Raw genomic sequence first — 12,582 nt, forward strand, 5'->3', positions numbered from 1 at the left:
CACAGCTTCTGCTCTTCCAACGAGGCAATGAGGGAACGATGAAATCAACGACGAAACTAATCGGCGCACTGGCCGCGGGAGCCCTTCTCCTCTCCGGCTGCAGTGCGGGCGGCTCCGACGCGGGATCCGGAACGAGCGACGGGGGTGACGACGCCACGCGAGGCGGCACCCTGACCCTCGGTCAGCTGGGCGACGTCGTCTCCTGGGACCCGTCTCAGGCGCACGTCGGTCACCAGTTCGTGCCGTACCAGCTGGTCTACGACACCCTCGTCCTTCGCGAGCCCGACGGTGAGCTCAGCCCGATGCTCGCGACCGAGTGGAGTTACAACGACGACCGCACGGTGCTCACGCTGGAGTTGCGCGATGACGTCGAATTCTCCGATGGCGAGCCCTTCGACGCCGAAGCCGTGGTGGCGAACTTCGAGCACTTCAAGGCGGGCAACGGTCGACAGGCCGTGCAGCTGACCCAGTACGAATCGGCGACGGCCGTCGATGAGGACACCGTCGAGATCACCCTCGCCCAGCCCGACCCCGCCTTCGAGTTCTACCTCAGCCAGGCGGCCGGACTGATGGCGAGCCCCGCGGCGATCGAGGCCGGAACGCTCGAAACCGATCCCGTCGGGACGGGTCCTTACCTTTACGACGCCGGCAGCTCGGTCCGCGACTCGCAGTCCGTCTTCACCGCGAAGGAGGATTACTGGAACCCCGACCTCCAGAAGTTCGACTCCGTCGAACTCCGCATCCTCGAAGACCTCTCCGCACGGGCGAACGCGATCGTCTCCGGCCAGGTCGACTGGACCACGCTCGACGCGCGGACGGCCGATCAGGCAGAGGGGGCGGGAATGCAGATCATTCCCGACTACCAGGTCGACTGGACGGGTGTGACGTTCTTCGATCGTGACGGCGCCATCAACCCCGTCCTCGCCGACGTCCGCGTGCGGCAGGCGATCAACTACGCCGTCGATCGCGAGACCCTCCTCGAGCAGCTGCAGCTCGGACGTGGCACCGCGACGAGCCAGGTGTTCGGGCCGGAAAGCGGCGCGTTCGTCGACGACCTCGAGGATTACTACACCTACGACCCGGACATGGCGCGGGAGCTCCTCGCCGAGGCGGGCTACGAGGACGGACTGGAGATCACCCTGCCCGTCATCGACGGGTTCGCCACGCAGATCACGGCGATCGCCCAGCAGCTGAGCGAAGTGGGGATCACGGTCAATCAGGTCAGCGCCGTTCCCGCGGATTACGTCGCAGACGCCGTGCAGCGGAAGTTCGAAGCCTTCAACTTCAACCTGTTCCAGGGCGAGGCGTGGGTCGCGATCAACCAGATCATCGCACCGACGGCGACCTACAACCCCTTCCAGACGACGGCGCCGGAGCTGGAGGAACTGATCCCGGTCGTCCAGGAGGGTGGCGAGGGCAGCGAGGCTGCGGCACAGGACATCAACCGATACGTCACCGAGAACGCCTGGTTCCTGCCCCTCTACCGCATCGATCAGATCAGCGTCTACGACCCCGAGACCATCACCGTCGAGGCGCAGATCCAGTCCGCGATGCCGTCGCTGTACAACTTCGCTCCGGCGGAGTAGAAGACCGCACGCCGACCGGGCGGGGGTGGCGAGCACGCGTGGTGCCGCCACCCCCACCCACAACCGGAGATTCTCATGCTCACTTTCACGTTGCGGCGGCTCGCATCCGGGATCGGGCTGCTCATCGTCATCTCGGCGCTGGCATACACCCTGCTCTTCTTCTCGAGCTCGAGCATCGCCCGCAACATCCTGGGCGATCAGGCGACTCCCGAGCAGATCGCCCTCAAAGAGGCTGAACTGGGCCTCGACCAGCCGCTCCTCGTCCGCTACCTCGGCTGGGTCGGGGCGGCATTGCAGGGGGATCTCGGCCGCTCCTGGTTCAACGGCGAGCCGGTGACCGAGACGATCCAGAGTCGGCTTCCCGTCACCCTCGTCCTGATGATCGTCTCGATCGTCCTGGTCGCCGTCTTCGCGGCCGTCCTCGGGGTCCTTGCCGCGGTGCGCCGTGGCTGGGTGGATCAGACGGTTCAGGTCGGCGCCGTCATCGGCGACGCCATTCCCGGCTTCGTGCTGGCCATCTTCCTCGTCACCATCTTCGCGGTGAACCTCGGTTGGTTCCCGGCCGTGGCGACGATCCGTCCGGGAGCCGGGGCTGAGGCGTGGATCGTGTCGCTCACGCTCCCGGTCATCGCCATCGTGGTCAACTACGTGACCTCGAGTGCTCAGCAGATCCGAAGCGCAGTGATCAAAGAACTCGAGAAGGACTACGTGCGCACCCTCCGCAGCCGCGGCCTGAGCGAGCGCGAGATCGTGCTCAAGAACGTTCTCCGCAGTGCGGCACCGGCGGGCCTGACCGTCCTCAGCCTGCAGTTCATCGGACTTCTCGGCGGCGTGATCATCCTCGAACAGGTCTTCGCGATCCCCGGCATCGGGGCGCTGGCGGTCAACGCGACGGTTCTCAGCGACATCCCGCTCGTCATGGGCGTGGTGATCATCACGGTCGTGATCGTGATGATCGTCAATCTGCTCGTGGACATCGCGCAAGGCGCCCTCAACCCGAAGGTTCGGCTCTCATGACCAGTGTCATCAAGACCCCGTCCGTGACCACGCGGCCTCGGCGGGGCACTTTCCGCCGGATGCTCCGCAATCCGTTGGGCGTCGTCTCGCTCGCCCTGCTCACGATCATCGTCCTCGCGGCGGCGTTCGCGCCGTTGATCGCGCCATTCGACCCCACCTTCGCCGATGTCGGCAACACCCTTGCCGACCCCGGTGGGCAAACCCTCCTCGGAACGGACAGCGCCGGCCGCGACGTGTTCTCGCGATTGGTCTACGGGACCCGGCTGACGCTGCTGTCCGCCCTACTTTGCGCGGCCGTCGCCATCGCGATCGGATTGCCCGCAGGACTCATCGCGGGCTTCTACGGCGGAGCGTTCGACAGCACGTCCAGCTGGTTCTCGAACATGCTCATGGCCCTCCCCGCCATCGTCATCCTGCTCTCGGTGCGTGCTGCACTCGGTCCGTCGGCGTGGTACGCGATGATCGCCTTCGGCATCCTCATCAGCCCCTCCTACTACCGCCTCACCCGCACCGCCGTGCAGTCGGTGCGCAACGAGCTGTACGTGGATGCGGCGCGCGTCGTCGGCTTGAGCGATGCGCGCATCATCTCGCGGCACGTGCTTTCCGTCGTACGGGCGCCCCTGATCATCCAGACCGCACTGATCTGCGGCGTCGCGATCGCCGTGCAGAGCGGTCTGCAGTTCCTGGGCCTCGGCGATCCCACCGAGGTGTCCTGGGGCGCGATGCTCAACGACGGCTTCACCAACATCTACATCCAACCGATGCTGATGCTCTGGCCGGCCCTGGCGATCGGCATCACCATCGGCACTCTCGTGCTGCTCGGCAATGCGGTCCGCGATGCCCTCGAAGACCGCCGCACGCTCACCGCGCCACGCCGTCCGCGGCCCACCAGCCCTGATCTCCCGGTACGGGCGCCCGCCGTGATCGACGATGCCGACGCGATCCTCCAGGTCGCCGACCTCAGCGTCGGGTACCCCAATGCCGATGGCGAGTACAGCAGGGTCGTCCGCGACGTCTCGCTCACCATCCGCCCTGGCGAGGTGCTGGGCCTGGTCGGGGAGTCTGGATCGGGGAAGTCGCAGACCGCGTTCTCGATCCTCGGTCTGCTGCCGCGCAACGCCCGCATCCTGTCGGGATCGATCCGGTTCGAGGAATCCGTCCTCGTCCGCGACGGCGAGGTCGACACGAAAGCGGTCCTCGGCATCCGCGGGCGCCGCATCGCGTACATCCCTCAAGAACCGATGTCGAACCTCGACCCGGCGTTCACCATCGGGCACCAGCTGACCCGTCCCATGGTGAAGCTGCTCGGGATCTCGAAGAAGGAGGCGGCCGAACGCGCGCGCAGCCTGCTGCAGAAGGTGGGCATCGACGATCCCGACCGCGTCATGAAGGGATACGCGCACGAGATCTCGGGCGGGATGGCACAGCGGGTCTTGATCGCGGGGGCTCTCACCTGCGAACCCGATCTCATCATCGCCGATGAGCCGACCACGGCGCTGGACGTGACGGTGCAGGCCGAGGTGCTCGATGTGATCCGGAAGATGCAGCGTGAACTGGGCGTCGCCGTGCTTCTCGTCACTCACAACATCGGGGTCATCGCCGACATCGCCGACCGCGTCGCGGTGATGCGCGAAGGCGAGATCGTCGAGACCGGGCGGGTCGAGGAGATCCTCGAAAACCCCGCGCATCCCTACACCCAGACGCTCATGGCGAGCATGCTCGTCGGCAAGCCACCGCTGACGCCTCTCGGACTCTCCGGGACGACGACAGCGGGCGTAGACCGCAGTCGAGAGGACGCAGACGAGCTCGCACTCGATCAGGCCGATATGCAGCAACCGCTGTCGTCGGCAGCCGAGACCATCCTCCGAGAGGACATCTGATGAGCGATCTGCTGGACGTCCGCGATCTGGTCGTGGAGTACAAGCCGAAGAAGTTCCGCGCCAAACCCCATCGCGCCCTCCACGGCGTCTCGTTGCACGTGGCCGAGGGCCGCACCCTCGGGCTGGTCGGCGAATCCGGTTCGGGCAAGACGACGATCGGTCGAGCGATCCTGGGCCTCGCACCCATCGCCTCCGGCACGATCTCCTTCGACGGCAAGGACATCACGCGGATCGATCGGCGCGAACGTCGCGCGTTCAGCGGCGACCTCCAGGTGATCTTCCAAGACCCCTACACCTCACTCAATCCGGCGATGGTGGTCGGCGACATCCTCGCCGAGCCCCTCGGCGTCCGAGGAATCTCCCGCGACGCAGCACGTCAACGTGTGGTGGCGCTGCTCGATCGGGTCGGACTGCCCTCCAACGCGATCGACCGCCAGCCGTACGAGTTCTCGGGCGGTCAGCGCCAGCGCATCGCGATCGCCCGCGCGCTGGCCCTCGACCCGAAGCTGATCGTGTGCGACGAACCCGTCAGCGCCCTCGACCTGACCACGCAGGCCCGCGTCCTGGACCTGCTGCTCGAGATCCAGAAGGACACGGGCGTGGCCTACCTGTTCATCTCCCACGATCTGGACGTCGTCCACCACGTCAGTCATGACGTCGCCGTGCTGTACAAGGGCGAGATCGTCGAGAACGGACCCGCGGCCGAGGTCACCAGGACGCCGGTGCACCCCTACACCCGACAGCTGCTGCTGGCCTCGCCCGTTCCCAACCCCGCCGAGCAGCGCGCCCGCCGCGAGCAGCGCCTGGCTCTCAAAGCATCGCTCGACGCGGCCTGACCCGCACTCCAGAAAGAGAAACCGTGCTCAAGCCCCTTTCGACCATCACCCGCGAACAGATCGTCCTGGACGGACTGTGGTTGTTCGCCCTCGACGACGACGCACGGCCCGAGCCGTGGACGACCACGCTCGACACTCCTCTCGAGGCGCCGGTGCCCGCCAGTTACAACGACGTCTTCGCAGACCAGGAGATCCACGATCATGTGGGGTGGGTCTGGTACCAGCGCACCGTCCGCGTCCCCCGGGGGTGGGGCGGCGAGCGGGTGATCCTGCGCGTTGACGCCGCGACCCACGAGGGTGTCGTCTACGTCGGCGACAAGCGCGTCGCACACCACGTCGGGGGGTACACACCCTTCGAAGCGGACGTCACCGATATCGCCCCTGCCGGAGAAGAGGTGCGGATCACGATCGGCGTCAACAACGAGCTGACCAACGAGACGATTCCGCCCGGGACCATCGAGGTCTCCGAAACCGGACGGCGCAAGCAGCGCTACCGCCACGACTTCTACAACTACGCCGGCCTCGCCCGATCGGTCAGGCTCTACGCCGTGCCCGAGGTCCGGGTGGCCGACGTGACGGTCGTGACGGATGTCGCGGGCACGACCGGCGTCGTCGAGTACGAGGTCACCGTGGCGGGCGCCGAGGATGTCGAGGTTCGCGTCGATCTGCGCGATAAGGACGGGCGCACGGTTGGCACCGGCGTCGGGGCACGCGGGCGTCTGGAGGTCGCCGACGCGCGGCTGTGGCAGCCCGGGGAGGGGTATCTCCACACGCTGGTCGTCGACGTCGTCGAGGGCGACGAGCTGCGCGACCGCTACGACCTGCCCATCGGCATTCGCTCGGTACGGGTCGAGGGTGCACGCTTCCTCATCAACGGTGAGCCGTTCCACTTCCGCGGCTTCGGCAAGCACGAAGACAGTGCGATCCGCGGGCGCGGTTTCGACAACGCCCTCATGGTGCACGACTTCGCGCTGATGGGATGGATGGGCGCGAACTCGTTCCGCACCTCGCACTACCCCTACGCCGAAGAGTTCCTCGACTACGCCGACCGCCACGGCATCGTCGTGATCGATGAGACCGCCGCCGTCGGCCTGAATCTCGGACTCGGCGGCGGATTCCACGGCGCGGTCACCCAGGCGTCCTTCTCGCCGACGATGTTCAACGACCGCACCCGCGAGGCGCATGCCCGCGGCATCCGCGAATTGATCGCCCGCGACAAGAACCACCCCTCGGTCGTGATGTGGTCGATCGCGAACGAGCCCGAGTCCGTCGAGGAGGGCGCGCGGTCGTACTTCGAGCCGCTGGTCTCCCTGGCGCGTGAGCTCGATCCGTCACGGCCCCTCACGTACGCCAACGAATACCGGGGTCAGTTCCACAATGACCGTCTCGCCGACCTCTTCGACGTCATCTGCCTCAACCGCTACTACGGCTGGTACAACGAAACGGCCGATCTCGAGCTCGCCGCGAAGCGTCTGGAATCCGAGCTGCGCGGCTGGGAGTCGACGTTCGGCAAGCCGATCATCATCACCGAGTACGGCGCGGACACCCTCGCGGGACTGCATGCGGTGGGGGTGCAGGCCTGGAGCGAGGAATTCCAGGTCGCTCTGCTGCGCACGTACCACGAGGTCTTCGACCGTGTCGACGCGGTGATCGGCGAGCACGTGTGGAACTTCGCCGACTTCCAGACCTCGCAGGGCGTGATCCGGGTCGACGGGAACAAGAAGGGCGTCTTCACGCGCGATCGGCGCCCCAAGGCGGCCGCCCACGAGCTGCGGGCCCGCTGGCTCGCTGCCGCCACCGACTGACGCCATCGACAGACATCGCAAGGACATCACCGTGACCCTCACCTCCGTCAGCACAGGACGGTTGCTCCCCTCCGACCCGGCGACCCGCCGGGTCGCGGAGGAGCTGTATCGGCTGATGGCCGATCTGCCGATCCTGTCGCCTCACGGCCACGTCGACCCCGGGATGCTCGCGACGGATCGTCCGTTCCGCGATCCGGCGACGCTGCTCATCCGCGACGACCACTACGTCACCCGGCTGCTGCACGCCGATGGGGTGGACCTCGCGTCCCTCGCGATCGGGCAGGAGGAGATCTCGGACTCCGAAGCGCGGGAGATCTGGCGCCTCTTCTGCGAGCGGTGGCACCTGTTCGCGGGGACGGCCTCGGGCTACTGGTTGCGCAGCACCCTGGAGGACGTCTTCGGGATGGAGCGACTGCCGGGCGACGGCGACCCGGATACGCTCTTCGACGCGCTGAGCGAAGCCCTGTCGGCCGATGACATGCGCCCTCGAGCGCTCCTCGAGCGCTTCGACATCGAGGTTCTCGCGACCACCGACGATCCTCTGGATCCGCTGCACGCCCACCAGGCCCTGGCTGCCGACCCCGACGTGCGCACCGTGGTGCGCCCGACCTTCCGTCCCGACGCGTACCTCGACCCGACAGGAGCGGGCTGGAACGACCGCGTCGAACGGCTCGTCGCCACGGTCGATCGGGACGGTTACCAGGGCTACCTCGACGGTCTGCGCGAGAGCCGCCGTCGATTCGTCGCTCAGGGTGCGACCTCCGCGGACTTCGGAGTCCTCTCGGCGGTGACCGCCGAGATCGATCCGTCTCACGCGGCCGCCCTCTTCGATCGCGCACGCAAGGGGGAGCTCTCCTCAGGCGAGGCCGAACTGTTCCGCGCACACATGCTGTTCGAGTCCGCGCGGATGTCGACCGAGGACGGCCTGGTGATGACCATCCACGCCGGCGTCTTCCGCAACCATCACTCGCCGACGTTCGACGCCTTCGGTCCCGACCGGGGGCACGACCTCCCGGTCGCCACCAGGTTCGTCGAACCACTGCGTCCGCTGCTGCAGCGCTTCGGCACAGCGGAGGGGTTCCACCTCGTCCTGTTCACGGTGGACGAGACGACGTTCTCCCGTGAACTCGCACCTCTCGCCGGGTTCTATCCCTCGGTCTTCATCGGGGCACCCTGGTGGTTCCTCGACGCCCCCGACAGCGCCGCGCGGTTCCGCGCGGCCACCGTGGAGACGGCCGGGTTCTACCGCGGCTCGGGCTTCATCGACGACACCCGCGCGTTCCTGTCCATTCCGGCACGTCACGACATGGCCCGGCGCACCGACGCCGCCTACCTCGCACGGCTCGTCTCCGAGCAACGCCTGCGCATCGCCGAGGCGGAGCGCATCGCCGTCGACCTGCACGACGCGATCCCGCGACGGGCGTTCAAGCTGTGACCACCGTGCCGTCTCCATCGCGGCCGACCTCCGAACCCCTCGTCCTCACCTCGACGACCCTGGGGCAGGTCACCGGTGAGGTCGTGGCCCGCCCGCCGGTGCGCCTCCTGCACCTCGGGCTCGGGGCGTTCCATCGCTCGCACCAGCTGTGGCACACCGCGGCGTCCGATCCTGACAACGCCTGGGGCTACGCCTCGTTCACCGGCCGCAGTTCCACCGCCGCCGACGTGCTCGCAGCGCAGGAGGGGCTGTACACCGTCCTCGTGCGCTCATCCGACGAGGACGACCTCGTCGTCATCCGCCATCTCGTCGCCCCGAGCGACGGCGCCGACCTCCCTCTTCTGCGCACCTACGGCAGGGATCCTCGTGTCGCCGTCGTCACCCTCACCGTCACGGAGGCGGGCTACCGACTGGATTCCTCCGGCCGCGTCGATCTGGACGACGCCGCCACCGCTGCCGACATCGCCGCGTTGCGCGCATGGCGGGAGGGTCGGGGCGAACCGGGCGTCACGACCGCCCTCGGACGGCTCGTCCTCGCCCTCGAGGCACGGATGACGGCCGGGGCGGGCGCTCTGACGGTCCTGCCGTGCGACAACATGCCCGCCAACGGCGACGTGGTCGCCCGGGCCGTCGCGGACATCGCCGGCGCGGTGTCCGACGAGTTGCGCCAGTGGATCGTCGACACCGTCGCCTTCGCGTCCTCGGTCGTCGACCGGATCACGCCGGCCACGACCCCCGACGACCTCGCTGAGCTCCGCGATCGCACCGGGCTCGTCGACGCAGGCGCGGTGGTCACCGAACCGTTCTCGGAGTGGATCATCGCGGGCGACTTCCCCGCGGGACGCCCGCTGTGGGAGCGCTCGGGCGTCCGCTTCGTCGACGACATCGCTCCGTTCGAACGACGGAAGCTGTGGATGCTCAATGGCGCGCACACGCTGCTCGCGGTCTGCGGGCGGCGGCGGGGTCACACCACCGTCGCCGAGGCCGTCGCCGACCCCGTCATCACTGTCCAGCTCGATCAGTGGTGGGATACGGTCGCAGAACTGCTCAGCGCACCCGACCTGCACCTCCCGGCGTACCGGGCGTCGCTGGAGGACCGCTTCGCCAACGCGCGCATCGTGCATCTTCTCGACCAGATCGCCGCGGAGACGACGAGCAAGCTGCGCTTCCGGGTCGTGCCGGTCCTCCGCGCCGAACGTGGGCGGGGACGCATGCCGGAGGGCTGCGTGGCGGTGCTGGCGACATGGATCGCAGAACTGCGACACGGCCGCCGTGACGCCGATGCCTTCCGCCCCGCCATCGATGCGGTGCTCGACCGCTCTCGAGACACGGCGACCCTCGTCGCGGGGCTGCTCGAGCTGCTCGACCCTCGCCTGCGAGCCGATGCCGATCTCATCACGGCCGTCGCCGCGGCATCCGATGCTCTTCTCTCCCCGCTCCCCTCCTCAGAACCGGAAGGACGACCCCGTGCTCATCGATAAGGCCGACGTCATCGTCACCAGCCCCGACCGAAACTTCGTCACACTCAAGCTCACCACCGACGACGGCCTGACGGGCCTGGGCGACGCGACGCTGAACGGTCGGGAACTCGCCGTGGTCACCTACCTCAGCGAGCACGTGGTGCCGCTCCTCGTCGGCGCCGACGCCTCGAAGATCGAAGACACGTGGCAGTTCCTCTACCGCTCGGCGTACTGGCGGCGGGGTCCCGTGACGATGGCAGCCATCGCGGCGGTCGATATGGCGCTCTGGGACATCAAGGCCAAAGCGGCCGGGATGCCCGTGTATCAGCTCCTGGGCGGCGCGAGCCGCAACGGGCTCATGGCGTACGGGCATGCGTCGGGCAAGGAGCTGCCGGAGCTATTCGACTCGATCCGGGCGCACCAGGAGCAGGGATACAAGGCGATCCGTGTGCAGACGGGCGTCCCGACGCTGAAGGCCATCTACGGCATCGCCGCTCAGGGCGCCGACGTGGGCGATGCGACCGTGCGCTACGACCATGAGCCGGCTCGCCGCGGCGCGAAGCCGGTCGAAGAGGACTGGGACACGCGCGCATATCTGAACCACCTCCCCGGTGTGTTCGAAGCGGTGCGGAACGAGTTCGGACCCGACATTCCGCTCCTCCACGACGGTCACCACCGGATGACGCCGATCCAGGCGGCGCGCCTGGGCAAGGACCTCGAGCCCTACGACCTGTTCTGGCTCGAGGACTGCACACCGGCGGAGAACCAGGAGGCGCTGCGCCTGGTACGCCAGCACACGACCACCCCGCTCGCGATCGGTGAGATCTTCAACACGATCTGGGACTTCAAGGACATCATCCGCGACCAGCTCATCGACTACGTCCGCGGCGCCGTCACGCACATGGGCGGGATCACCCCCCTCAAGAAGACCCTCGACTACGCCGCCATGTACCAGATCAAGTCGGGCATGCACGGCCCCACCGACATCTCCCCGGTGGGCATGGCGGCTGCGATGCACCTCGGGCTGGCCATCCACAATTTCGGAATCCAGGAGTACATGACCCACGGCGCGAAGACGGACCAGGTCTTCCAGCAGTCGTTCACCTGGACCGACGGGTACCTCCATCCCGGCGACCAGCCGGGTCTCGGGGTCGAACTCGATGTCGATGAGGCGGGCAAGTACCCTTACGAGCGGGCGTACCTGCCCTACAACCGACTGTTGGATGGGACGGTGCACGACTGGTGAGTTCTGCCCTGCACTCCCCCGTCATTGTGATGGGTGTATCCGGCGCGGGCAAGACGACGGTGGGCATCGCGCTGGCCGCCGCCCTGGGTGCTCCCTTCGTCGATGCCGATGACCTGCACTCCGACGCCGCGCGCGAGAAGATGGCGCGCGGCGAGCCGCTCACCGACGACGACCGCTGGCCCTGGCTCGCGCGCGTCGCCGCGCGCCTCGCCGACGTCGACCAGCCGGCCACCGTCATCGCCTGCTCGGCGCTGAGGCGCGCATATCGGGACGCCCTCCGGGCCGAGCGCCCCGACATCGCGTTCATCCACCTCACCGGCACCCGCGGCCGGGTCGCCGAGCGGCTGCGTCATCGCGCAGGGCATTTCATGCCGTCGGCACTCCTGGAGTCGCAGTTGCAGACGCTCGAGCCGCTCGAGGCCGATGAGCTCGGCGCCGCCGTGTCGGTCGAGGGCGACCCTGCGCAGGTCACGCGCGACGCGATCGACGCGCTGCGGTTTCTCTCGGTGGTGCGGACGCCGACCTTCTGACTCGCCGCCTGACTCGCCGCGATGATCAGCGCCGGTCGGGCGCCGATGTCGCACCGGAGAGTCCGAGCGCCCGCGCCCAGAGCGTGTGCAACGGGCCGACGAGGACCATGAGGAAGAGGGCCGAGTACCCGATCGCGGGAAGCGCGATACCGATCCCGAGTGCCACGACGAACATCCCGGTCGTCAACAGGTCGGCGAGCAGCCCGCGCCGCATGCCGATCTCAGGGATGCGATGGAGCTCGGGGTGGGCCCGCAGGTAGAAGCGGGCGCATGCGAGGGTGAGGCACGTCAGCGTCATCGTGCCGATGTAGACGACGAGCTGCAGGGCGTCTCGTCGGGTCTGCCCCGTGAGCGCGGTGGCGACGGGCAGCCACGCGATCGTCAGCAGCCACGCCACCGTGATCCACAGCAGCGGTTCGGTCACATGCTCGACGAGGGCGAACAGGCGGTGGTGACTCATCCAGAAGGTGGCGATCAGCACGAAGCTCAGCGCGAAGAGCGTGATCGAATCCAGGTTCGCGCCGATCCAGTCGGCCGTGGACTGACCGGATGCCGACGCATCGCCGATCGTGTTGATCAAGGGCAGGATCAGCAGCGTCATGGCGATGGCGACGACGGCGTCGGTGAAGGTCTTCAGCCGCTCCGCGGTGACGGGGACGCGCGGGCTCTTCGCGGCGGAGTCCGTCGGGCCCGCACTGTGGTGCGTCTCTTTCCCGGCCATCGCCGCCTCCCCTGGTCGTTCCGCCGTCAGTCTGCCGTGGCCAGAGGCGATGCCGGCCACCCCACG

Annotated in this window: 10 protein-coding genes; 9 read left to right on the plus strand and 1 reads right to left on the minus strand. The window is 67.9% G+C overall.

The genetic code is table 11. The features are described from left to right. Positions 1–38 precede the first annotated feature (38 nt). From FBY40_RS15965 to FBY40_RS16005, 9 genes are all read left to right on the plus strand, one after another. Positions 39–1,586 (plus strand): ABC transporter substrate-binding protein, encoded by a 1,548-nt coding sequence (locus FBY40_RS15965; protein WP_141939732.1) that lies wholly within the window; start codon positions 39–41, stop codon positions 1,584–1,586. Positions 1,587–1,661: 75 nt separating this feature from the next. Then, a complete protein-coding gene (locus FBY40_RS15970; protein WP_141939733.1) occupies positions 1,662–2,603 on the plus strand; it encodes an ABC transporter permease in 942 nt (313 codons plus the stop codon). After that, on the plus strand, positions 2,600–4,483 hold the full coding sequence (locus FBY40_RS15975) for a dipeptide/oligopeptide/nickel ABC transporter permease/ATP-binding protein (protein WP_235014956.1): 1,884 nt from the start codon (positions 2,600–2,602) through the stop codon (positions 4,481–4,483). The genes FBY40_RS15970 and FBY40_RS15975 overlap by 4 nt, the downstream gene beginning before the upstream one ends. Further along, positions 4,483–5,319, plus strand: coding sequence for an ATP-binding cassette domain-containing protein (locus FBY40_RS15980; RefSeq protein ID WP_200830006.1), 837 nt, complete (start codon positions 4,483–4,485; stop codon positions 5,317–5,319). Before FBY40_RS15975 ends, FBY40_RS15980 begins: the two co-directional genes overlap by 1 nt. Before the next feature lie 23 nt (positions 5,320–5,342). After that, positions 5,343–7,124, plus strand: a complete 1,782-nt coding sequence (gene uidA / locus FBY40_RS15985; protein ID WP_141939735.1) for a beta-glucuronidase — start codon at positions 5,343–5,345, stop codon at positions 7,122–7,124. A 31-nt stretch (positions 7,125–7,155) separates the two neighbouring features. Continuing rightward, positions 7,156–8,559, plus strand: a complete 1,404-nt coding sequence (gene uxaC / locus FBY40_RS15990; RefSeq protein ID WP_141939736.1) for a glucuronate isomerase — start codon at positions 7,156–7,158, stop codon at positions 8,557–8,559. Between the two features lie 5 nt (positions 8,560–8,564). Then, entirely contained in the window at positions 8,565–10,040 is a 1,476-nt protein-coding gene (locus tag FBY40_RS15995; protein ID WP_160141423.1) for a mannitol dehydrogenase family protein, read from the plus strand. After that, positions 10,027–11,265, plus strand: coding sequence for a D-mannonate dehydratase ManD (gene manD / locus FBY40_RS16000; protein ID WP_141939738.1), 1,239 nt, complete (start codon positions 10,027–10,029; stop codon positions 11,263–11,265). The genes FBY40_RS15995 and manD overlap by 14 nt, the downstream gene beginning before the upstream one ends. Next, positions 11,262–11,795, plus strand: a complete 534-nt coding sequence (locus FBY40_RS16005; RefSeq protein WP_141939739.1) for a gluconokinase — start codon at positions 11,262–11,264, stop codon at positions 11,793–11,795. The genes manD and FBY40_RS16005 overlap by 4 nt, the downstream gene beginning before the upstream one ends. A gap of 25 nt (positions 11,796–11,820) precedes the next feature. Here the strand turns inward: FBY40_RS16005 and FBY40_RS16010 are convergent, their stop codons facing one another. Next, the gene (locus FBY40_RS16010; protein WP_141939740.1) at positions 11,821–12,516 is read right to left on the minus strand and encodes a TMEM175 family protein; all 696 of its coding nucleotides are present in this window, start codon (positions 12,514–12,516) and stop codon (positions 11,821–11,823) included. Between the last annotated feature and the right edge of the window lie 66 nt (positions 12,517–12,582).

Source organism: Microbacterium sp. SLBN-154, from assembly GCF_006715565.1.
Taxonomy (GTDB): Bacteria; Actinomycetota; Actinomycetes; order Actinomycetales; family Microbacteriaceae; genus Microbacterium.